The organism is Faecalibacterium sp. I4-3-84 (assembly GCF_023347255.1).
Taxonomy (GTDB): domain Bacteria; phylum Bacillota; class Clostridia; order Oscillospirales; family Ruminococcaceae; genus Faecalibacterium; species Faecalibacterium taiwanense.
This window is the reverse complement of sequence record NZ_CP094466.1, coordinates 27,036-49,044: the sequence shown is the minus strand read 5'-3', so window position 1 is coordinate 49,044 and position 22,009 is coordinate 27,036. Positions and strand designations below refer to the sequence as shown.

General features: G+C 53.4%; 26 protein-coding genes and 1 tRNA gene. 14 read left to right on the top strand and 13 right to left on the bottom strand.

All coding sequences use genetic code 11. The features are described from left to right. Nucleotides 1–101: 101 nt before the first annotated feature. The 4 genes from MTP41_RS00325 to MTP41_RS00310 all read right to left on the bottom strand — a co-directional run bounded on the left by MTP41_RS00325 (nucleotide 102) and on the right by MTP41_RS00310 (nucleotide 3,600). Nucleotides 102–1,523, bottom strand: a complete 1,422-nt coding sequence (locus tag MTP41_RS00325) for an amino acid decarboxylase (protein WP_249235934.1) — start codon at nucleotides 1,521–1,523, stop codon at nucleotides 102–104. Next, nucleotides 1,520–2,971 carry a thioether cross-link-forming SCIFF peptide maturase gene (gene scfB, locus MTP41_RS00320; RefSeq protein WP_179859674.1) on the bottom strand — a complete coding sequence of 484 codons (1,452 nt, stop codon included), beginning with the start codon at nucleotides 2,969–2,971 and terminating at the stop codon, nucleotides 1,520–1,522. The genes MTP41_RS00325 and scfB overlap by 4 nt, the downstream gene beginning before the upstream one ends. Before the next feature lie 66 nt (nucleotides 2,972–3,037). Then, nucleotides 3,038–3,184, bottom strand: a complete 147-nt coding sequence (gene scfA / locus MTP41_RS00315; RefSeq protein WP_005926683.1) for a six-cysteine ranthipeptide SCIFF — start codon at nucleotides 3,182–3,184, stop codon at nucleotides 3,038–3,040. 122 nt (nucleotides 3,185–3,306) lie between these two features. After that, entirely contained in the window at nucleotides 3,307–3,600 is a 294-nt protein-coding gene (locus MTP41_RS00310) for a hypothetical protein (RefSeq protein ID WP_005942150.1), read from the bottom strand. Nucleotides 3,601–3,825: 225 nt separating this feature from the next. Here MTP41_RS00310 and MTP41_RS00305 point away from each other — a divergent pair. Further along, a tRNA-Gln gene (locus tag MTP41_RS00305) sits at nucleotides 3,826–3,899 on the top strand. A 101-nt stretch (nucleotides 3,900–4,000) separates the two neighbouring features. Here the strand turns inward: MTP41_RS00305 and MTP41_RS00300 are convergent. The 4 genes from MTP41_RS00300 to MTP41_RS00285 all read right to left on the bottom strand — a co-directional run bounded on the left by MTP41_RS00300 (nucleotide 4,001) and on the right by MTP41_RS00285 (nucleotide 9,699). Further along, a complete protein-coding gene (locus MTP41_RS00300; RefSeq protein WP_118527033.1) occupies nucleotides 4,001–5,758 on the bottom strand; it encodes a bifunctional metallophosphatase/5'-nucleotidase in 1,758 nt (585 codons plus the stop codon). 269 nt (nucleotides 5,759–6,027) lie between these two features. Continuing rightward, complete coding sequence (locus MTP41_RS00295; RefSeq protein ID WP_249235933.1) at nucleotides 6,028–7,800, bottom strand: oleate hydratase; 1,773 nt, start codon at nucleotides 7,798–7,800, stop codon at nucleotides 6,028–6,030. A gap of 433 nt (nucleotides 7,801–8,233) precedes the next feature. Next, entirely contained in the window at nucleotides 8,234–9,370 is a 1,137-nt protein-coding gene (locus MTP41_RS00290) for a tyrosine-type recombinase/integrase (protein ID WP_249235932.1), read from the bottom strand. A 137-nt stretch (nucleotides 9,371–9,507) separates the two neighbouring features. Next, entirely contained in the window at nucleotides 9,508–9,699 is a 192-nt protein-coding gene (locus MTP41_RS00285) for a helix-turn-helix transcriptional regulator (protein ID WP_097777810.1), read from the bottom strand. 480 nt (nucleotides 9,700–10,179) lie between these two features. Between MTP41_RS00285 and tnpA the strand changes: the two genes are divergently transcribed. Next, complete coding sequence (gene tnpA, locus MTP41_RS00280; RefSeq protein ID WP_249235931.1) at nucleotides 10,180–10,686, top strand: IS200/IS605 family transposase; 507 nt, start codon at nucleotides 10,180–10,182, stop codon at nucleotides 10,684–10,686. Nucleotides 10,687–10,783: 97 nt separating this feature from the next. On the opposite strand, the gene MTP41_RS00275 is transcribed toward tnpA, so the two are convergent. The 4 genes from MTP41_RS00275 to MTP41_RS00260 form a co-directional block, all read right to left on the bottom strand. Beyond that, a complete protein-coding gene (locus tag MTP41_RS00275) occupies nucleotides 10,784–11,881 on the bottom strand; it encodes a hypothetical protein (RefSeq protein ID WP_097777817.1) in 1,098 nt (365 codons plus the stop codon). A gap of 80 nt (nucleotides 11,882–11,961) precedes the next feature. Then, a complete protein-coding gene (locus tag MTP41_RS00270) occupies nucleotides 11,962–12,966 on the bottom strand; it encodes a virulence RhuM family protein (protein ID WP_097777818.1) in 1,005 nt (334 codons plus the stop codon). 131 nt (nucleotides 12,967–13,097) lie between these two features. Then, nucleotides 13,098–13,901, bottom strand: coding sequence for a hypothetical protein (locus MTP41_RS00265; RefSeq protein WP_097777819.1), 804 nt, complete (start codon nucleotides 13,899–13,901; stop codon nucleotides 13,098–13,100). A gap of 50 nt (nucleotides 13,902–13,951) precedes the next feature. Continuing rightward, a complete protein-coding gene (locus MTP41_RS00260; protein WP_097777820.1) occupies nucleotides 13,952–14,608 on the bottom strand; it encodes a LexA family protein in 657 nt (218 codons plus the stop codon). Between the two features lie 167 nt (nucleotides 14,609–14,775). Between MTP41_RS00260 and MTP41_RS00255 the strand changes: the two genes are divergently transcribed. Beyond that, a complete protein-coding gene (locus MTP41_RS00255) occupies nucleotides 14,776–14,976 on the top strand; it encodes a helix-turn-helix transcriptional regulator (protein ID WP_097777821.1) in 201 nt (66 codons plus the stop codon). A gap of 42 nt (nucleotides 14,977–15,018) precedes the next feature. Next, nucleotides 15,019–15,231 (top strand): hypothetical protein, encoded by a 213-nt coding sequence (locus MTP41_RS00250; protein ID WP_143405510.1) that lies wholly within the window; start codon nucleotides 15,019–15,021, stop codon nucleotides 15,229–15,231. On the opposite strand, the gene MTP41_RS00245 is transcribed toward MTP41_RS00250, so the two are convergent. Next, nucleotides 15,200–15,565 (bottom strand): hypothetical protein, encoded by a 366-nt coding sequence (locus tag MTP41_RS00245; protein ID WP_097777822.1) that lies wholly within the window; start codon nucleotides 15,563–15,565, stop codon nucleotides 15,200–15,202. The two genes, MTP41_RS00250 and MTP41_RS00245, sit on opposite strands and share 32 nt — an antisense overlap. Before the next feature lie 66 nt (nucleotides 15,566–15,631). Here MTP41_RS00245 and MTP41_RS00240 point away from each other — a divergent pair, with 66 nt between their 5' ends. From MTP41_RS00240 to MTP41_RS00195, 10 genes are read left to right on the top strand one after another with little or no spacing between them, the layout of a single operon-like run. Continuing rightward, nucleotides 15,632–16,312: a BRO-N domain-containing protein gene (locus tag MTP41_RS00240; protein WP_097777823.1), complete on the top strand. Its 681-nt coding sequence runs from the start codon at nucleotides 15,632–15,634 to the stop codon at nucleotides 16,310–16,312. 1 nt (nucleotide 16,313) lies between these two features. Continuing rightward, on the top strand, nucleotides 16,314–16,577 hold the full coding sequence (locus tag MTP41_RS00235) for a hypothetical protein (protein ID WP_097777824.1): 264 nt from the start codon (nucleotides 16,314–16,316) through the stop codon (nucleotides 16,575–16,577). Then, entirely contained in the window at nucleotides 16,574–16,831 is a 258-nt protein-coding gene (locus MTP41_RS00230) for a hypothetical protein (RefSeq protein ID WP_097777825.1), read from the top strand. Before MTP41_RS00235 ends, MTP41_RS00230 begins: the two co-directional genes overlap by 4 nt. Then, nucleotides 16,828–17,043 carry a hypothetical protein gene (locus MTP41_RS00225; protein WP_249235930.1) on the top strand — a complete coding sequence of 72 codons (216 nt, stop codon included), beginning with the start codon at nucleotides 16,828–16,830 and terminating at the stop codon, nucleotides 17,041–17,043. Before MTP41_RS00230 ends, MTP41_RS00225 begins: the two co-directional genes overlap by 4 nt. Continuing rightward, nucleotides 17,040–17,300, top strand: coding sequence for a hypothetical protein (locus tag MTP41_RS00220; RefSeq protein WP_097777826.1), 261 nt, complete (start codon nucleotides 17,040–17,042; stop codon nucleotides 17,298–17,300). The genes MTP41_RS00225 and MTP41_RS00220 overlap by 4 nt, the downstream gene beginning before the upstream one ends. Nucleotides 17,301–17,308: 8 nt before the next feature. Continuing rightward, the gene (locus MTP41_RS00215; protein WP_097777827.1) at nucleotides 17,309–17,731 is read left to right on the top strand and encodes a hypothetical protein; all 423 of its coding nucleotides are present in this window, start codon (nucleotides 17,309–17,311) and stop codon (nucleotides 17,729–17,731) included. Nucleotides 17,732–17,787: 56 nt separating this feature from the next. Then, a complete protein-coding gene (locus MTP41_RS00210) occupies nucleotides 17,788–18,084 on the top strand; it encodes a DUF3846 domain-containing protein (RefSeq protein ID WP_097777828.1) in 297 nt (98 codons plus the stop codon). Beyond that, on the top strand, nucleotides 18,081–19,538 hold the full coding sequence (locus MTP41_RS00205) for a hypothetical protein (RefSeq protein WP_249235929.1): 1,458 nt from the start codon (nucleotides 18,081–18,083) through the stop codon (nucleotides 19,536–19,538). Before MTP41_RS00210 ends, MTP41_RS00205 begins: the two co-directional genes overlap by 4 nt. Beyond that, nucleotides 19,529–20,857 carry an AAA family ATPase gene (locus MTP41_RS00200; RefSeq protein ID WP_097777830.1) on the top strand — a complete coding sequence of 443 codons (1,329 nt, stop codon included), beginning with the start codon at nucleotides 19,529–19,531 and terminating at the stop codon, nucleotides 20,855–20,857. Before MTP41_RS00205 ends, MTP41_RS00200 begins: the two co-directional genes overlap by 10 nt. Continuing rightward, nucleotides 20,858–21,967 carry an ATP-binding protein gene (locus tag MTP41_RS00195; RefSeq protein WP_097777831.1) on the top strand — a complete coding sequence of 370 codons (1,110 nt, stop codon included), beginning with the start codon at nucleotides 20,858–20,860 and terminating at the stop codon, nucleotides 21,965–21,967. Nucleotides 21,968–22,009 lie beyond the last annotated feature (42 nt).

Sequence of the window (22,009 nt, the reverse complement as noted above, 5' to 3'; positions counted from 1 at the left end):
CTGTCCGTCTCTACTGGAAAGGTATGCACATGCTTTGCAGGATATGCGCGCAAAAAAGGCACCGTGCAAAACGCACGATGCCTTTGGGCCTTTTGAAACAATCAGATCGTTTTGCGCAGGACAGCCGCCTGCATTACATGGTATTTCTGCATCAGCCGGACGGCAGCCGATGTGATCTTCTCGCCGCTGACCACAATGGGGATCGCAGGCGGGCAGGAAACCGTCGGCATAGCGCAGATACGCCCCACCGCCTGCTCTGTGGGCACCTGCTCCTGCGGGGCAAACACGGCCTGCCGGATGCTGCAGCAGGTGTGCAATTCGTGTTCCAGCTCCAAAAGCTCACGATCGTTTTTTTTCGGGAGCGGGAACGGGCCTGTAAGGTTTTCCATAATGTGGAGAACGGCAGAAGTTAGCCGTTCAAAGTCCTGCGGCGGATTTTCCGGGGTGAACATCAGCACAACATAGCGCGGGTCGGCATATTCGCACTCGACCTTTGCGCAGCGCAGCGCTTCTGCAAGCTCTGTGCCGGTCATGCCCAGTGCAGCAGCATCCAGCGTGACCTTGAGAGGTTCGCTTTCCAGTGCCAGCGGCCCCGGGCAGTGTTTTGCAGCAGCAGCTTCGTTCAGCTCCCGGCGCAGGCGGGTCAGATGACCGCAGCACTGCAAAAGCCGCAGCGGATAACCCTCCGACAGGATCTGGTTGCATTTATCCAGCGACTGCAAGATCAGGTAAGACGGACTGGTGGAACCAAACAATGCCAGTGCATTGCGCACAGCGGCATCGTTTTGAATGGGGGCATTTTTGCCCAGATGCAGGTATGCGCCGCCAGTGACAACGGGCAGCGTTTTATGGCCGGAGTCGCAGCACATGGCCGCGCCCAGCGCAATAGGATGCTGACCGCCCTGCGGCAGAAAACGCAGGTAAGCACCGTGGGCATTATCCACCAGAAGCGGAACGTCAAAATCCTTGCACACTTCGGCCAGCGCTGCAATATCCTGCACACCGCCGAGATAATCCGGACTGGTGATGTAGATGCCAAAGGGCCTTTTGCCCTGCTGTGCAAAACCCTGCAGAGCACCTGTCAGCTTTGCAGCTGACACCGGGCAGCTGCAAAGCGCACCGGCATCCTGCGGCGCAGGCCAGAGCCACTGGATATCAAAATCCAGCAGCGCCGCCGCATACAACAGCGCTTTGTGAGCGTTGCGCGCTGCCAGCAGGACCGGGCGCTGTCCGGCTGCGGGCGCAGCCTGAAGTGCAAGGCACAGCATTGCACGGATGCACTGGGACGAGCCCTCTGTGCTGTAATAGGTATGCACCGTGCCGAACAGCCGGGTGGCGTTGGCTTCGCTCTGGGCAATGATGCCGTCAGCCCCATACAGTTCATCCGCACCCTTTATTTCGGTAATGTCCCACGGCTCAAAGCCCAAAAGGCTCTGGCCCTTGTGGCCGGGCATATGCAGCCGCGAGGTGCCGGACTGTGCGTAACGGCGCACAAAATCCACAATAGGCGTGGTCGTGCTCATTCGCAGGCTTCGCCATCAGCACAGGCGTTACAGGTGGAGCCCAGCTCAATAGGCACCTCGATGCCCTTGGCGGCAAGTTCCTGATTCTCAGCGACCTTGATCATGATAGCGCATTCCATTCGCTTTTTGAACAGCTCGCAGCCGTACTCATACACACCGGTAATGTTGCCGGTAGCGTGGTAGGAGTTTGCTGCACAGCCGCCAGAGCAGTACAGCTTTGCCCAGCAGTTCTGGCACTCCTTGCGGGCATAGGCGTTGCAGTGCTTGAACTCATCGCGCACGGCAGTGTTCGTAACGCCCTTCCAGATATCGCCCATCAGGTACTTGGGGTCGCCCACAAACTGGTGGCAGGGGTACAGATCGCCCCAAGGAGTAACAGCCATGTACTCAGTGCCGGAGCCACAGCCGGAAATGCGCTTGTAGATGCAGGGGCCGCCGGTGAGGTCGATCATGTAGTGGTAGAAGGTAAAGCCGCGGCCCTCGCGGTTGCGCTTGATCATTTCCTTGGCAAGGATCTCGTACTGTTCCTTCAGGATGGGCAGATCTTCCTCGGTCAGGGCACTGGGGTCGCCGGGCTTGGACACCACAGGCTCCATGCTCAGCTCAGTAAAGCCAAGGTCGGCCATGTGGAAGATATCGTTGGTGAAGTCGGTGTTATAGTGGGTGTAGGTGCCGCGCATGTAGTAGTTCTTGTCGCCGCGCTTCTTCACGAACTCCTGGAACTTGGGCACGATGGTATCGTAGCTTCCATGGCCTGCATAGTCCTTGCGGAAGCGGTCGTTGACCTCTTTGCGGCCATCCAGACTCAGAACGACGTTGTGGCACTCCTTGTTGCAGAAATCGATCACATCGTCATCGATCAGCATACCGTTGGTGGTCATGGTAAAGCGGAAGTTCTTGTTGTGGATCTTTTCCTGCTCACGGCAGTAGGCAACCAGCTTTTTGACCATGTCAAAATTCATCAGCGGTTCGCCGCCAAAGAAGTCCACCTCAAGGTTGCGGCGGGTGCCGGAGTTTTCGATCAGGAAGTCCATGGCACGCTTGCCCACTTCAAAGCTCATCAGCGCACGGTCGCCCTGATAGCGGCCCTGCGAAGCAAAGCAGTAGGAGCAGTTCAGGTTGCAGGTGTGTGCAACATGCAGGCACAAGGCCTTGACCACGGTGTTGCGGTTTTTAAAGTCGAAAGCCATATTCTCATAGGTATCCGGGGTCCACAGCTTGCCTGCTTCCTTCAGGTTGGTCACGTCATCGATGCACTGACGCAGATCTTCCTCCGTGACATCCTCGCGGTCTCCATACTTTGCCATCATAGCCGAAACGATCTCGTTAGCAGTATGCTCCGGGTACATGGCAATGATATCGTATGCAACATCGTCCACCACATGCACCGAGCCGCTGCAGGTGTCCAGCACGATATTATAGCCGTTCAATTGATACTGGTGTACCATTTTACTCTCCATTCCAATTACACAAAAAAATGCCGCCCGGCAAAGGCGGCATGGGGTTTGCAAAAATTACTTGTTGCTGTTCTCGCACTGCTGGTTAGCCACGCCGCAGGAGGTCTTGCAAGCGGACTGGCAGGAAGTCTGGCACTCGCCGCAGCCGCCGGTCTTAACGCTCTTGGTCAGGTCACGAGTAGCAATGGTCTTAATACGTTCCATAATAGAAAACCTCTCTAGCTCTCAAAATTTCATCGCGCCGGACAAAGCCCGGTACGCATTTATCTTTGCTTATGATAACACGCAAGGGGCTTTCTGTCAAGATTTTTATGCTACTAACCTGTTCAAACCTGTCCAGCAGGCTGATACTTCGTCAGGACGGTGTGCAGCCCCAGCTCCCGCGCCCTGGCCAGTAAGTACCGGTAGCGGCACAAAAGCGCCTGCCGCTCGTAAATGCGCTGCTCGATCAGGTCTGTATCTACCTCCAGATCAAACATCATCTCATTACGCCGCAGGCAGAACAGACATTCCTTCAGCTCTTCTTCCAGTTCTGGGTGATAGCGTTCGTGCTCGGTATCCCGCGGGATGCGGCTCGAAAGCAAAGTTTGGGTGTTCTGGGCATGGGTTCGTTCCAGCATAGGCCGTCCTCCTCTTCTTTGTGCATCTTGAAGGTTTGTACATTCTAGTATATGAAGAGACCGGTGCAGAATATGCCAGTTTATGGTAAAGCAGAAACTTTCTCCGCTGGTGCGCGCATTTTAAAAAAGTTTGCAATTTTTTCAAAATCACGCTTGACAAGTATCACTTTTCCGCGTATAATAGCACACGTTGAGCGGCTCACGCTGCGAAACGCAATCGGATATTGGGGATTTGCATAGTGGTAGTGCGGTAGACTCTGACTCTACTTGTGGGAGTTCGATTCTCTCATCCCCAACCAAAAAGCCATCTGGTTTATGCCGGATGGCTTTTTTCGTTCTATATTGTTATACAAAAACAGCGTACCGTCTTTGCGACGGTACGCCCATTTTTATGCAGTTATTACAGAATGCTGATGCGGCCTGCGCCGTAGGGATTCTCGTAATCCAGCAGATAGCCCGGGTAATCGGCCAGCGGGCTGTTTGCGGTGGTCAGATGCGGCAGACCCTCGCCGTCCACGCCGCCAAAGCTCATTGCGTAAGTGGACATCACGAGGTAATCCTCAGACACATAGTCCTTGATCAGCTCTGCGCCATCAAACATGGCAAAGCCATCGCCCAGATTGCGCAGAGTGTAATTCATGCCAGCCAGAGCGTAGGTCTTGCTCTCGTCCAGCGGTTCATAAGTACCGGAAGCCTTGTTGTAGATCTTCACGTTCTGCACGCGCGGAGTGCCGGTGGCACTGCCAATCCAGACATTCTTCTCGTCGGTCTGCACGGTGTTGGGGATATCGGTGTGGATCTCGTAGGAAGCGCCTGCCACATGCAGGAAGCCGCCGTTCTCCTTTTCCGTTCCGGCAAAGCGGGCCGCAAACTCCAGTGCATCCTGGATCTGCTTGCCGGTGACAGACATCAGACATGCCACATTGCCAAACGGGCTGACCTGCTTGCAGGTCTTGAAGGTCCAGTAGCCGGCTTTCTCATCGGCGCGGATGCCGCCGCCGTTCATGATAGCGATGTCACAATGCAGCTGTTCCACCTCATTGAAGTAGGAGTAAATGCCGTCGGCCACGAAGTCGCCGAGATTCGTCTCTGCCATGCGGATGCGGCGCTTGCCAGTCTCGGGGTCGGAGATGTAGAAGTTCGTATCGGCAACAGCGATCTTCTCACCCAGCATGTCGTCCACAGAAGCGACCCATGCGTTCTGGATATCGGCAACGGCACTGTCGGAGCCTTCGTAAGAGGAGATCAGACGGGTGGCAATGGAGCCGTCAGCCTTGATGGTCATTTCGCCAACATTTGCAAAATAAGAGCCGGTCTGGGTCAGGGCGACAGCCTTGCCGGACAGATCCTTCACCCACTCACACTCCATCTTGGTGTGAGAATGGCCGTCGATGAATGCATCGAAGCCGGAGGTGTGCTCGATGACTTCCTTGCTGGTCCAGGGCGAAGAGGAAGGATCAACGCCCAGATGGCCCAGACCGATCACGTAGTCAGCCAGAACCTTGGCCTTATCAATGGACTTCTGCACAGCCTTGTACAGCTTCTGGCCGTCGTCACCGCCCAGAATATCATAGATATAGCGGCTCTGGCTCTTATCCATGAAGTAAGCCGGAGTAGACTTGGTGAAGGTCTCGGGCGTGGTGATGCCCACAAATGCGATCACGCGGCCGCCGATGGTGAAGTATTTGACATCCGGCAGAACGCGGTTGCCCAGCGGCAGATTGACCCAGTTGCTGGAGAGGTACGGGAAATCCGCCTCAGCCATTACCTCTTTTGCACGGGCCATGCCGTAGTCGAATTCATGGTTGCCGGGAGTTGCAGCATCATAGCCAGCGGCGTTCATCAGCTGGATGATGGATGCACCTTCGTCCATGGAACCATATGCGGTACCCTGAATATGGTCGCCCGCATCTACCAGCAGGACATTTTTGCCTGCATCCTGATAGCTCTTTTTCAAAGCTGCGATGGCAGCATAGGTCAGTTCCGGCGATTTTTTGTCGATGTAAGTATGAACATCGTTGGTGTACAGGATCGTAATGTCCTTAAAGCTGCCGGGGTAACATGCAGACGCAGCGGGTGCGCCCAGACTCACGGCAGCAACGGCCGTGGTGACACCTGCGGCTTTCAGGAAGCTGCGGCGGGAGATAAGCTGTTTCATGGAAAAACGACCTCCTCTTAAAACTCTCTTTTATTTTTATCGGGCGCACAGAACCAGCCCGACGCTTGTTATATTAAGCATAACACACAAAACACCCAAGAACAACCCGGAATCGCACAATTTGTTCATAATTCACGGTGCTAAGTCACACTTTTTGTGCAACATTATTCCTTTTCAGGGCAAAAAACAGCCCGCATCTGCAGCCAGTCGTTGACTGCAAAAGCGGGCTATTTTCAAAGGGGATTCAAAAATGGATCAGAGCAACGAGCTCAAATCGCATTGTATTCCTTGAGGAATTTCTCAAGGTCGGTACCCTCGATCTTTTTCAAAGCTTCCTTCATGGCAAGGCGCGGGATGAGCGGCAGATCCATGTCGGTGATCTTCTTGCCGTCGCGCAGCTTGACCGTTGCATCGATCAGGGCACGTACGTCGTAAGTGCTGCCCCAGACCTCGGGCACACCGCGGTCGATGTCCAGCAGGGTGTATACAGCTTCCATACCGGTGCGCATGGAGTATTCGGTGGTGAAGATGGTGTCACGGCCGGTCTCGGCGAACTGGCCCAGGAAGGCAAAGTTGACAGCTCCCTCCGGCACGATATCAGGACGGTCGCCCATCGCACGCGGCATAAAGAATGCATCGATATACGGCATCATGACCGGGATGGTGTTGGCACTGTGCTCGGCTAGCTCTTCGATCTGATCCTCGGGCACACCAATGTGGTACAGCCATTCCATGCACAGTTCCTTGCCGGTGCAGTCGCGCATGGCCTTCTTGACGTAGTTGCCGGGCTTATCACTGAACAGGCCGTAGACCCAGACGCACAGCTGGTTCTTAGGCTGGTCGCGGAACTGCTGCTGACGGTTCAGCGTCCAGCTGAGCAGCCAGTTGGAGTCCTTAACCGTGACGATGCCGCCGGTGACGGTGTGGCCGCTGAACGGGTCACGCTTGCAAATCTTCTGGATATACTGCGGGATCTTGTCGTCCAAGGTGGTAATGGTAGCGCTCTCCCAGTTGGAATGTTCCGGGTCGGAGCAGAACTTCTCGGGATGGCCGAAAGCGGGATCCTGTGCAGCGATCTTCTTCCACAGGTCCCAGCCGTTACCCGGCTTGATGGTGGGATCAAAGCCTGCTGCCTTGTCCTGTGCGCCCATCGTGCAGCTTTCCACGCAGCCGCCGTTGGTGATGAACAGCAGATCATTTTCGGTCAGGCCGATGGTGCTGGTCTCCCCCGCATGCTCCACGACCACGCTGCTTGCCTGCTTGCGCTTGCCATTGATATCAAATTTCACGTCCACGACCTTGGTCTCATAGTGGAACTGCACGCCGTGGTCCTTCAGGTAAGTGACCATGGGCAGGATGATGGACTCATACTGGTTGTAGCGGGTAAAACGCAGGGCAGTGAAATCCGGCAGACCGCCGATATGGTGGATATAGCGCTTAAGATAGAGCTTCATTTCCAGAGCACTGTGCCAGTTTTCAAAGGCAAACATGGTGCGCCAGTACAGCCAGAAGTTGGAGTTCAGCACTTCATCATCAAAGAAATCGGTGATCTTCTTATCCTGCAGCTGCTCGTTGGGGGTGAAGAAGAGCTTCATGATCTCCATAGCACCCTTATCAGACAGGCCGAACTTGCCATCGGTGTGGGCATCCTCGCCGCGGTTGACGGTAGCACGGCACAGTGAATAGTTGGGGTCTTCCTTGTTCAGCCAGTAGTACTCATCCAGCACACTGGCACCCTCGGTCTCCAGAGACGGAATGGAGCGCAGTAGATCCCACATGACCTCGAAGTGGTTATCCATCTCGCGGCCACCGCGCATCACGTAACCGATATCGTATTTGTAGCCGTCGCAGGCACCGCCGGGGATGGGGTCTTTCTCAAACACATGCACATGCTCGCCCTTCATCTGGCCGTCACGCACCAGATAACATGCAGCCGTCAGTGCGGCCAGACCGGAACCAATGATATATGCAGATTTATGATCGACACCCTCCGGCTTTTTAGGAGTTGCAAATGCTTCATAGTTGCCACTGGAATAGTACATAGAAAAGCCTCCCTGCTTTTTATTGCTTTTTTCGGCATCCTTGCGCCGTCCTTATGGCAACAGTATACCCCGCGCCGCCGCAGCAGACAACAAACAAACTTTAGCGGGTGTATAAATTTTATACAATCATTCTGTTTTGCTGGAAATACGTACAAATTGTGACAAAAGCCGCCCTAATAGCGAATCGTTCTGTGATATAGCGTGCTTTATAAACCAGTTTCAGCAAAAAGAAAAGCACCCAGATTTCAATGAATCCAGGTGCTTTTTGTTGGTGGAGGCGATGGGAGTCGAACAACAAAAAATGATTGAGTGACGTCAAAAAACATATCTGTAACGCGCCTAAACACTTGCTAAAAATGTAGTGGGGTTGGTTTGTAACCCATGTATTTTGCTACGTTTACAAAAAAGAGTGTTACCAAAACTGTTACCAGAGTCAGGCCTGTGCCTTTTTGAATGCCGCGGTGGTAGCGGCAGCAAGATCTTCCCTCTGACCGTCAAGCTCGTGCCGATACACTCCGGCAGTGTCCATGTTCTTGCTATGGCCCACGAGCATCTTCAGCTGGCTGTCAGTCAGGACGCTGGATTCAACACTGACAAAGGTGTGCCGCAGCTCGTAAAGTGAAACTTTCGGCTCAAGCCCGTTTGCTTCCTGATAGGATTCCCAGCGGCGATAGAGCGCGTGTTCTGACGGGATCTGAAATAGCGGGGTATTGTAGTTCAGAAGTATACCTTGAGCCTTCAGAAGCTGCACCTGTGCCTCGTATGCCTCGCGAGCTTCCTTGCCCATGTCAAAAGAGCGGATTGCGTTTTCGTTTTTTCCGGTCGTCTGTTCCCGGTGCACGTTGATGCTTCGTCGAAGGTTGACCGTGTTCCCTTTGATGTCACCATACCAGAGACCAATCAGCTCCCCGGGGCGCAGGCCGGTCGCAACTGCAAAACGGTAGGCGTAGATATATTCATCAAATACCAGCTTTCCATAGTAGGTGCGGGTGTCTACGCTAAACAGAACCTTCAGGGCGGTGGGCTGCAAGATCGTGCGTTTCCCCATCCTGGCATTCTTCGGGATAGACAGGTCGGGGTAGAGTGTCGTGTACTTGTTCCTTCGGCACCACTTGACAAAGGCGGTTTCCGCAGCCCGGATCGTCATAAGCGTCTTTCGGCTCAACGGCTGGTTTGAGATGGGCTTGCGCTGGTTCTTTTTCTGTGAGCGCTTCCGGAACGAAACGTCAATGGCCTTTTGAAGATCGCCCTCGGTTAACTCGTCAATGCGGATATTCCCACAGGTCGGCAGGATATAGCAGTCCCCGTAACGCTGGCATTGTGTCACATAGGATGTCCCGCAAGTCAGCTTCAGCTCCTCCACCCACTCTGAATAAAGGACGCTGATCTTCTTTTTTCCGTCTCTGATGCTGTCGTCAAGCCAGGCATCGGCCTTTGCGTTGGCTTCCCGCTGGCCGGTGCGGCCAGGCGTGCTGCTGTAAAACCGTTTGCGGGTGCCGTTCTTCTGCACCGCAATGCACCAACGCTTTTCCTTCTCGACCCAAAACGCTGTGTTTGTTCTCTTTTTCATTGTTTTCACCTCCAAAAGGGTACACTTTGACAAGCCCGCCCAAAAGAGGTATAATCGCAGTGTCGAGTGTGCGATGACCCCGCAAGGGTGAGCCGCTTATCTTAACTCCCTCGGCGTTAGCGCGCTGGGGGAGGTTTTTATTTAAGCAACCAATCCGCAGAAACTTCAAAGTATCTTGAAATATCCAGAATCATTTTAATGCTTGGTTCCATTTTTCCTGTTTCATAATTCGATATTGTAGTCCGGCTGACATGAAAGATTTCACCAAGTTGCTGTTGAGTGAGCCTCTTTTCAGACCTTAACTCACGAAGATTATTTTGAAAGCTCATACAATCCCTCTGTGTGCGAAAATCGTGAATCGTCTTTCAATGGTGACTACTTTATGATACAATCACCATGGAGAAAGGAGACTGCCCTATGTGGAAGCTGTTGAACATTCTATATCGTATTACTTCCTATGTGCTTTTTCTTGCTATTCTTTTGGGGGCCCCTTGTAAATTTCTCACTTTTTTCTTTTTTCACGATTTTATTCCTTTTACAGTTGAACTTTTACTTGTTATTTTTTCGTTGATTCTTCTCAAGAACTACCGTCCCTATGATTTCCCTCATTGGACGAAGGAAAAATAACCACTTTAGAGTCGGGCTCTTGAAGTTCAAGAGCTCGACTTGCTTTCATATAGAAAACCACAAGCTATGCTTGTGGAAGAAAAGAGCCGTAGCGTTGAAACGGTAGAAAAAGAACCTCCTTTTGCTATAATTAGAAGCGGGTAACGCCAACCGCATACTAAAGCAAAAGGAGGTTCATCCATATGGACGAGAAAAGTTTATCACATACGAGCTGGAATTGCAAATATCACATAGTGCTAGTACCGAAATATCGCAGGAAAGTGATATACGGAAAGCTAAGAAAAGATATTGGAAAAATACTAAGGAGACTATGCGATTACAAGCATGTAGAGATAATAGAAGCACACGCGATGCCAGACCATATCCATATGCTTGTGTCGATACCGCCCAAACTTGCCGTAGCAGATTTCATGGGGTATCTCAAAGGGAAGAGTACACTCATGATATTCGAGCGACATGCAAACCTAAAATACAAATACGGAAGGAGAGTGTTCTGGGCGAAAGGATATTACGTAAATACAGTAGGTGGAAATGAAGCCAAGATCCGCAAATACATTCAGGAACAAGAGTTCAACGATCAGATGTGCGACCAGTTGAGCTTCAAGGAATACGAAGATCCATTCAAGAATGTAGCTGACTTCGATGATGACGATTCGCCAGAAGTGCCTACAGATAGTATAAGAAAGTAAAAGCGACGTCAGTGTGCGGTTGATGTCGCTCATTGTGCGCCTTTAGGCGCGGCTGGTATTATGGCCCCTATGGGGCCGTTCTGCAAACCCCGCGTTTTCACGCGGGGTTATGATTTTGCAGCTTTTCCAATTCCTGGTCTGTCGGCATTTTTTGAAGAACACTTTCTTCCTTTTCTCTGGCAATCTGAATACGTTTTAATTCATTATCCAGATCAATTCCGCTGATTTCTTTTTTTAACTTTTCTGCTTCCAAACTTTTAATGCTGTTATCATGTTTGCGGTTGCATACCCATTTGATCAACCCTCTAACAGACGGAATATCAATTTTCAGCCCTGACACTTCATAGCTACCGCCAAAAAGCACCGCAAAGATAAATAAGAACGCAAACCAATGTTCCTGAATAAAATCCATTCCCTGAGAGAATGCAACAACATAGTCTCCCGGAGAATTCAAATTCGTTGTTATTGAAATGTCTTCATCTTCATTAAGAACAGAAAAAATCTCAGTTATGTAATAACAAAATGTCGCAAAATCACGACCTTTTATTTTTCTTTTTGTATTCACGCGAAAAACGGCATGGGTTTCTCCGTTGTAAACATACAAATCAAAACAAGTGTTTAAAACTGGAATAGCATAGTCGCTGATTGTGGACAAACTATGGTGGTTCAGCATTGCACGCGCCAGCATTGGTGTCAGTCTGAGCTCTTCGACTTCTTTTATAATTTGAACTTTTCGACGCTTCACATAAGGACATTCAATTCTATTTTGCTTATGAAAGCCCGCAGCAATTTGGGCGTCTGCCTCTAATTCTTTTTTTATTGGATCCTGAATGTCCTGTTTTTCAAAGTATTCTCCAATTATGCCGAAGGCGACTCTTTTATCGCCCAAAATCATAACCAGATCGCCAGCCTGCATTTCGCTCGCAAAACTATAGCATTTGTTTATAGCGGCACCTGGCCGTTTATCAGCGTAATTTAGCTCTACTGCTTGACGCAATTTTTCTTCTGTATCTTGTGTAATATTACTTTGAAGAACTGCATTCCAGCCAATTGCGATATACCCACTATGAATGTATTCGCTGTAGTATGCACCCGACTTTGTCCGGATCATCCAAAACGAGCAGGTATCGGGAACCTGAACAACATGCACTTGCTGGTTGATTTTTTCAACAAGCTGAAAATTATATTCTTCCATTTTCTTCCTTTCGTAACTGCTGCATTGGTGACGCAGCGGCATTTATTTTATTGAGCAATGTGCAAAGTTTGTATACTGCCTCAGTTTTTCAGATTTTTCACCGCCCGGTCAAAATCCGACACGATCTTTTGCGTGGGGTTGAATAGATCATACTCGGCTTCCGCTTTCTGCTTTGCCTGACGGGCAGATATCTTGCCTTTGTCCGGCAAAATATCGTACCGCCGGAAGGACAAAAACTCGTTGATGCTGGCAGCAAACTGTTCCATAGTGAAGGTATTTTCCCGCTCGATCAGATCCTCGATATAGTCAAAGTAACCGGAAACGGTGCGTTCCAGCTGCCGGATCTGCTTCTCGGACAGGTAATTTTTTGCAATGGACACATCCGATTTGAGCACACGCCCCTCTGGTGCGTACTTCCACGTGGTTAGCCCCATGTGCTCCTTGGTGTGGTCGGCCTTGCTGTACACGATCTCTGCCGCCGTCTGGCCGGTGATCGCATAGTGGAACTTGTTCTGCACCATGGCATAGAAGTCCCTGGTCACCGGCGCGTTGCGGTCATAGTCGATGCTGCACTCTGCAAAGATATCCGTCACCTGCTGCCAGATCCGGCGCTCACTGGCGCGGATGGATCGAACACGCTCCAACAACTCACGGAAATAATCCTTACCGAAAGCGTCCTTGCCCTGCTTCAAGCGCTCGTCATCCAGCACAAAGCCCTTGGTCATATACTCTTTGAGAATGCCGGTAGCCCAGATACGGAACTGCGTAGCCCGGCGGGAGTTGACACGGTATCCCACAGAGATAATGGCATCGAGGTTGTAGAAGTTTGTTTCTCTGGTCTGCGTCTTATCGTCCAGAGCACCGTGATGTGTGGTTGTTTCCATTTTGGAAACAACCACTTTTTCGTCCAATTCGCCTTCTTCAAAAATATTTTTAAGATGTTTACTGATAGCAGGTTTCTGTACGCCGAACAATTCGGCCATGCCCTGCTGTGTCAGCCAGATGCTTTCGTCCTTCACAACGGCATTGATCGAAACATCTTCCTCCGCAGAGCGATATATCAAAAACTGAAAGTTATTTTCCATCCTCTATCCTTTCACACCAACCCACGGCAACACCCTACCGCCAGCCCTTCAATGACCTTCTCCTCCAGCTGCTGATCCGCAAGCACCATGCTTTGCGTTGGCGCACCGGGGGCGTTTTTGTTTAGTTTACATCAGTTATTCAAAGCCTTTGCGCGCACAGTCGGGCTTGCTGCCTTGAACAGATCATATGCGTTCAAGACATCCGTAATTGCCTGACGCTCTTCGGGGGTGACTGTGTGGTCGATGCTGCCACCATCGCCGCTGTATCGGATAATGATTTCATCAGCGCTCAAAATATTCTTAAACCACTGGATATCTTCATCATCGCCCATAAAAGATGTCAGTTCCCAGTACTGCTTTCCATCATAGCCGCAGTCCACATCCGTCCAATCGATCGTGTAGGTGTATTTATACTCGCCCGCGCGAATCGTGATCGTGTCCAAGTACACATATTTGTTGCCGCTACACAGAACCATGAAAAACATTGACGGATCATTGGTGCTGCCATTTACAAAGAAGGGCAGTATATAGCTTTTGCCTTGATTGCTCAGTCGGTCTTCCGTGGGTGACACATAGCTTCTTGCGTCCTCGACCTTATCATAACTGATTTTCAGCTTTGCAAGAGCGTCTTTCAGTCCCAGCACCTGCTGGGCTTCAGCCAGAACCGCAAAGTTACTGACCTGCGCCTTGCTTGCATCGTCCAATTCGTTATAAGCATTTACAGCAGCCACAATTGCCGGGCGGCGGGCAGTCGTGACGGTTCCGATTTGGTTGATCAGGCTTTCCACCTGCGCTACCGTCGCAGTATTGCATTCTTCAAGAGCGGCTGTGCTCATATATTCTGCTGGGCTGACAGCCATTGCCGGCGCTGCCACAGATACAAGCGTTGCGGCAATGCACAGTGCTGCAGCGGTCTTTTTCATAGTTTTCTTCATACATAACACTCCTTCGCTATATAGACTGGAATGACTCCAATAATCCAAAATTACCCCACCCAGTGCGTCCAGCCTACAGCCTTGCCCTCAATGTGCACCTCTTCCAGCTGGGGGCCGGTGTAGATCATGGGCGCATAAGCCGGGTTTGCGGGCATCAGGGTCAGCGTGCCGGGGTTGTAATATACCCGCTTGAGGGTGGCTTCACCATCAATGCGCACCGCTGCGATCTCGCCGTTCTCCACCTCCGGCTGGATGCGGATATACACCACGTCTTTATCGTGAATGCCGGCATCCACCATGCTGTCACCGTGGCAGGTCAGGGAAAAATCGCACCGAATGTTCTCCGGCACGTCCACCATTTTTTCAATGTTCTGCTCTGCCGTGATGGGTTCCCCGCAGGCAATGCTGCCGATCAGCGGGATCTTCTTCATCTTTGGCATCGGCTCAAAGCCCGGAAGGATAGTGGGCTTCTTGGGCGCTAGTACAATCGGGTCAGCAATCTTAATATCTGTACGTCCGTACAGATAATTCATATCCACATTAAACAGGTCAGCGATTGCCTCCATAGTTTCAAACCCCGGCTCCCGCTCCCCACGTTCATACATGTTTACACTACTCTTGGACAAATCTAGCTCATCCGCAAGCCGTTGCTGTGACCAGCCTTTTTCACGGCGCAGCGATTTTAGCCGCTCTGCAAAAGTTGCCATCAGGCCACCTCCCTATATTATTACAATCAAATAATAGCACATATCGTGCACAAGTTCAAGCACAAAATGTGTACTATTCTTTTGCGCACATTTTGTGCACTCTGCGAATAGATTTATTTTTCGGTTTTGAGTACAATAAGTGCACAGAAAGGAGGTGACCCAATCAGATGGACGGTAAGACCATCGGCCACAAGCTGCGCGCGTTGCGCGGCGAAATGGACGCAAAAACCGTTGCTGATGCGCTTGGGATCAGCACTTCGGCGCTTTTTATGTATGAGCGTGGCGAACGCATTCCCCGCGACCAGATCAAAAAGCGCATCGCTCAGTACTTCGGCCAGAGCGTCGAAGAAATTTTTTTCGCAGAATGAGCACATATTGTGCGCAAGCTCATTCAATAGGAGGTGAAGAAGATGAACCACTCTCCCCGCACACCGGAAGAACGGGAGCAACTCCGCCGTGGAGTTGAAAAACTCGACCGAAAGATGGAAGCGGAAGAAAAAGCCTACTGGGAACGCATCCGCCAAAGCGAAAAGCGAACAGATTCACGGTTGCGGCAGTCGATGGCATTCAGTATTGCGTCTCTGCTGGCCGTCATTTTAGCCATGCTGCTATTATGGCGATGACAGCAACGGCCAGGCTGAACTTTGATATCCGAAGGCTTTCATCTGCCCGTGTTTCCGCATTGACAGCACGCTTTTCCACTTCCACAAAGTGTTGTTGTTCTGCAAGTGCCTGACGTCCACCGGCATTGATCTGGTAGGTATATTCCGGTTCTTCGTATTCATACCGGAATGCATCCTCATCTTCATATCGAAAGACCATATTCTTATCCGTCAGCCATTGCATCGTTTCAAAGTTGACGGTCATGCCACACTTCCCCATCTGATAGATGGAAAAGGCTTCATCCTGATGCTCATTCAGAAATTCCAGAACCTTCAGCGTTTTTACATCCAGCATTTTCAACACTCCTTTCCGCCCAAGTATACCGCAGAAGGGAGATCACAACAAGGAGGTACATATTTTATGAACGACTTACAAATCTTTGAGAACCCGGAGTTCGGGCAGGTGCGCACCGTCGAGATCGACGGCACACCTTGGCTCGTCGGCAAGGACGTTGCCGTGGCGCTGGGGTACAAGGAACCCACCAAAGCTGTCCGCGACAAAGTAGACCCCGAGGATAGGGGAATGTCTAAAATGGACACCCCCTCCGGTGAGCAGGAAATGCTCATCATCAACGAAAGCGGCCTGTACAGCCTGATCCTGAGCAGCAAGATGCCCAAGGCAAAGGCTTTCAAGCGCTGGGTCACCAGCGAGGTGCTGCCCGCCATCCGCAAAACAGGCGCTTACGAGAGCTTTCAGGCACAGCAGCACATTGAGCAGTTGGAAGCCACCAACACCCGGTTGAACGCCGCCATTCAGGCAGTAGGCAGCGCAAAAGCAGAGCTGGCCGACGTCATCAATCTGCGCAACGACTTCATCAAGCACCGCGACAACTACAAAGCCCGGTATATGCAGGCCAAAACCGATTACGGCAAGATCTGCGACAGCCTGCGGCAGGTGGAAAGCCTTGTGGCCAAGGCACAAGCCGATCTGGACAGCCGCATCGACCAGCTGAGCATCATCGCCTTTGGCCTGCCCGGCTTCGACGAGATCATGAACGCAGTTATCGGCACCGTGCTGCCCGCCGAAAAGAAGGAGGAATAAAATGTTGAACACATCAACCATTCGCGGCACCTTCCGGCAGATTCCGTACTGGAAGCTGCGGGGACGGTTCCACAGCTGCGGCTACCGCGATCAGGAAGTGGCCGAGTACATCGGCATTGGCCGGGACACCATGAGCGGCAGGATGCAGGGACACAACCCGTGGACCAGCACGGAGATCACTGCAATGTGTGAGCTGCTGGGCATCCGGCAGAATGAAATCGGGGAGTATTTCTTCCCGCGTGTCGAGGAAGGAGAATCCGCATGAGCAAACAGTACACCCTTGCATCCGAGCGGGCCGACGCACCCACCGGATGCACGTACGTGGCACCGACGTTCTGGTACAAATGGTTCCGCTGGGATGGAAGCCGGGCATCCGGCTGCTACCAGCTGGGCGGGCAGGTCAAGGACGAAAACCACACCGGCCTGCAGGTTTTTGCAGATGGCGAATGGCACCCGGTCATTGGATGGACATTGGACAGCTGCGGCCCCGCAACTGACTATCAGGAGGTAGGAGCATGAAAATCAACCCGAACGCTCAGTTGAAAATCCAGCTGGGATCGGATGGCAACCCCAAAATTTACGCCTGCGGCACACAGATGGAACAAGCGGCTCTTTGCACCGCATTGGTCGCGGGAATCTGTATGGACAGCAAAGACCCAGCAGAGACAATCATCAACATCATGACAGCTGCCGCCGATTTTATGGACAGAATGGAGGAAACCCACCAATGAAAATCAAATCCGGCGTATGGTACTGGCTGGCAATGGCCTGCTTTGTGGTGGGCCTGCTGTACGGCATAGGCGTTGAGGGCACTGCCCAGACACTGGGCACCGTCTCGGACGGCGCGTTCATCACGGCCATGGTGCTGATCCTGCTGGCGATCTTCTTCATACGGCTGGGCTTTGCCGCCGAAGCACGTGAGAAACGCCGCCGCAAGGTTCACCAGCAGCCACGCAACACCGTGAAGAGCGGAAGGAAGGCGGGCTGACACCACCCATGAATAAAGGAAAGCACTTTACCCGCGTTTGTTTGGACTGCGGCAAGGTGATGGAAAATGTTGCTGGCAACCTGCGCTTTTGCGCTTCCTGCCGCAGAGAGCGCCACAACCAATATTGCAGGGATTACAGGGCGCATAATGAAAAACCTGCCCGCGTCATGTGGTACACCGTCTGGGACGCAAAGACCGGCGATCTACTGGCATCCGGCACGTCCGAGATGTGTGCCCGGCGGCTGGGCTACAAGAGCGCGAACAGCTTTGCGTCTGCCGTCAGCCATGGGCTCAGCGGCAGCCATCGAACTTACAAGTACACATTTGCGCGGGAACGTATCGACCGCAGCGAGGTGGACAGCCTGCCGCCGGTACGCACTATACGAAAAAAGCCCGCCGGTGCGCCAACACCGACGAGCTGCAAGGGATGATGGAATTTGAAAGCCCCATCGCCCTTAATGATATCACATCAGAAAGGATTTTACAAATGAAAGGTATTTTAGTCGAACCGGGCAAAGAGCCGGTGGTCACCACCCTGCCGGACACGCTGCAGGGCATCGAAGCACTGCTGCGGTGCCCCTGTGAGCAGAAAGTCCTGCCACGCACCCCGGCAGTGCTGGTGTACGGCATCATGGGCAGAGACTTGAACCGTATCTATCGCGGCCAGCATATCTACGGCCCTATCCTCTGCTATGGCTGGAAGGGCAACAACATCCAGCCCATGAGCAAGGATGTGCAGGCCGAGATGCTGGACCGCCTCAAGGACACGGAGGTGCGGGTATGACGGACTACACCATCAGTTTCAAACTTTCCAACGAGACGGTTTATGCCTGTTACCGCGGCCGTTTCTGGCGCTGGGACGGCAGCATTTGGAAAGGAAGCCGCATCATGACGCATAGATTTGAGCTGGCCAGAGCGGCAGACAAGAATCTGACTCCGCAGGCATTCCTGACCAATGGCGCGGAGTTCGCCCCGTTGGATGAGTATGAAATCGACTGCGCAATGCTGGACGCGTTGGAAAATGCCAAGCCCTGCAAGAACGCGCCCATTGAACCGGTGGAAGAACACCCTACCCCATCCGCGCAGTGTTCGGATGCTGCCACTGCTGCGGAAAGCCAAACTGCGGCATCCCCGACAGCGCCGGAGGGGTCAAGCCCTACGACGGAGACGGCAGATGCTGCCAGCAGCTCCGATGCTCCGGGCAATGCAACCGGAAAGAATGCTGCACTATCCGCCACCTCCGGCAGCTCTTTGAGTAATCCCGCCGCACCCACCTTTGACTTTGGTGCAGACGACCAGACAAACGCCCTGCTTTTGCAGGATGCGCAGACCTTCATCACCGGCAATATGGCCCGCATTATGGCCGCAAAGCACGCCCACGATCTGACCGCAAACCACTATCAGGGCAGCTGGGGCAAGTGGTGCACCGCTGTCGGTATCAGCCGGGACACCGGTGACAACATGGTGAGAGTTGCCGAACAGTTCGGCAACATCCAGCTGGAAGGCAAGTCCATTCTGGACGTTCAGCCTATGAAACTGCTGTATGCTGCGGCCAAGCCCAGCACCCCGGAGGTGGTCAAGCAAGCCGTTTTTACCGGTGACATCACTACTTATAAAGAGTATCAGAAGCTTATGGCCCAGCTCAAGGCCGAAAAAGAGCGCGCCGATGCTGCCGAAGCCCATCTGGAAGCCGCCAACGCCGACATCAACGGGCTGGCCGAACGTGCCCAAAAGGCCGAAACCGAACGAGACAAGGCCCGTGCTGACCAGCTGAGCACCGCCAAGGATTGCAACCGGCTGGGTTTGAAGGTCTCACAGGAAAAAGACCGTTCCGACAAGGCTGAAGCCCGGGCCAAGGATGCTGAGAATCAGCTTTCCGGCTCCCGGCAGGTGGCCGAAGCGGCAAAGCTCCGGGCGGATAAGCTGCAGGAAGAAAATGCGGCCCTGAAAAAGCAGCCCATCGCTGCCGTGGTGGATGAGGAAGAGGTAGACCGGCGGGCAGGCGAAAAAGCTTACGAGATCGCGGCCGGAATGACTGCGGACTATAAGGCACAGCAGGAACAGGATGCCCGCGATGCCTACGACAGCATCATTCTGGCCGGGCGCTCCATTACCAGCATCGTTCAGTCCGCTAAAATGCAGTTCCGCAAACTGCCGAACGACCAGCGGGAGACCGCAATCAACCAGTTCGTTCACACACTCGCATCCGCTCAAGGGGAGGTATCCGCATGTCTGTAAAGATCATGGCCTTAGAGGCCGAAAACGTCAAACGCATCAAGGCCGTTGCACTCACGCCGTCGCCCACTGGCCTGACTATCGTGGGCGGCAACAACAATCAGGGCAAAACCAGTGTTCTGGACGCGCTGGCATGGGCCCTCGGCGGCGACCGTTTCCGCCCGGACGCTGCCCAGCGGGACGGCGCAGTGGCTCCGGCGCATCTGAAGGTCAAGCTTTCCAACGGTGTGGTGGTGGAACGCAAGGGCAAGAATGCCAGTCTGACCGTCACTGACCCCACCGGGCGGCGCAGCGGGCAGCAGTTGCTGAACGCCTTTGTGGAGCCGCTGGCGCTGGACTTGCCCCGCTTCATGGAAGCCACCGACAAGGAAAAGGCCGATATCCTGCTGCGGATCATCGGCATCGGCACCGAGCTGCACACCCGTGACATGGAGATCAAGGCCCTGTACGACAAGCGCACCTTCACCGGCCAGCTGGCCGCACAGAAAAAGCACTTTGCCGAGGAGCTGATCTCCTACCCGGATGCACCGGAAAAGCCGGTCAGCGCGTCCGACCTCATCCGCCAGCAGCAGGAAATTCTGGCCCGCAACGGCGAGAATCAGCGCAAGCGTCAGCAGTTCCATGAGCTGGCCCGCCAGCGGGATGCAACACTGGAAGAAATGCACCGTCTGGATGAACGCATCGCCGAATTGACTGCACAGAGGGAAGAAGTAAGCAAGAAGCACACGCTGCTGTTCACGCAGGCCATGGATGCCAGTAAAACGGCGGAACAGCTGCAGGACGAATCCACTGCCGAACTGGAAGCATCCATCCGGGATATTGAGGAGATCAACCAGAAGGTGCGGGCCAATCTGGAAAAATCTCGGGCCGAGGACGAAGCCGCCCAGTATGACAGTGAATATAAGCGCCTGACTGAAGCCATCACGCAGAAGCGTGCCGACCGTATGGCCCTGCTGAACGGTGCCGACCTGCCCCTGCCGGGCCTTGGCGTAGAGGACGGTGCCCTTACTTATAATGGTAAGCACTGGCGGGACATGTCCGGCAGCGACCAGCTGCGGGTGGCCGCTGCCATCGTCCGCCGCCTGAACCCGGACTGCGGCTTCGTGCTGCTGGACAAGCTGGAACAAATGGACATGACCACCTTGCAGGAGTTCTCTGTCTGGCTGGAAGCCGAAGGCCTGCAGGCCATCGCCACCCGCGTTTCCACCGGCAGTGAATGCCAGATCATCATTGAGGACGGCATGGTGAAGGATGCCGAACCCACCCTGCCGCCCGTCACCGAAAAGCCCCAGCAGAAGAGCTGGACGAAAGGAGCGTTCTAAATGAGCAAGTATGCAGTCACTGCCGGGGTGCAGGATTCCCCGGTCAAGACCGTGCTGTACGGCCCGGAGGGCATCGGCAAAAGCACCTTTGCATCCCATTTCCCGAATCCTGTTTTCATCGACACCGAGGGCGGCACCAAAAGGCTGAATGTGGCCCGCCTGCCCCAGCCAACCAGCTGGGCCATGCTGCTGGACGAGGTGGCCGAGGTGCGCAAGGGCAGCATCCCCTGCGGCACGCTGGTCATCGACACCGCCGACTGGGCTGAACGCCTGTGCATTCAGGCCGTGTGTGCCAAAGCCAAGGTGAACGGCATCGAAGATTTCGGCTACGGCAAAGGCTACACCTATGTTAAGGAAGAGTTCGGCAAGCTGCTGGACGCGCTGGAAGAGGTGCTGCAGGCCGGGCACAACGTGGTGGTGCTGGCCCATGCCGCTATTACCAAATTTGAGCAGCCGGATGCCGTGGGCAACTACGACCGCTGGAGCATGAAAACTTCCAAACAGGTGGCCCCGCTGCTGCGCGAGTGGTGCGATATGCTGCTGTTTGCCAACTACAAGACCGTTGTGGAAAAGGTGGGCGACGGCAAGAACGCCAAGAGCAAAGCCAGCGGCGGCAGGCGTGTACTGTACACCGCGCATCACCCCTGCTGGGATGCCAAAAACCGCTTTGACCTGCCGGAGGAAGTACCCTTTGACTATGCCAGCATTGCCGCCTGCATCCCTGGAAGCAGCGCCCAAAAGGCTCCCTCCCAGAGGGAGCTGGCTGCGAAGCAGACTGAGGGAGTTCCCGTCCCGAAGGCCGAGGCCGACATCCTGCCCAGCCAGCAGCAGGAAGCAAAGCCGGTGGCTCAGCCGCAGCCCGCACCGCTGCAGGAAAGCTCCGAGAAAAATGTTCTGCTCAGTCTGGGCGTGCCCGAAAAGCTGGCCGCTCTGATGAGCGCCAACAAGGTCAGCTGTGAAGAACTGCAGGGCGTTGTGGGCAAACGGGGCTATTTCCCGGAGGATATGCCCATCAAGGACTACCCCGCTGACTTTGTGGAGGGCTGTCTGATCGCCGCATGGCCGCAGGTGTTCCAGATGGTGCTGGACAACCGTGATATCCCGTTTTAACAGGCTCCCTCACGGAGGGAGCTGGCACGTGTAAGCGTGACT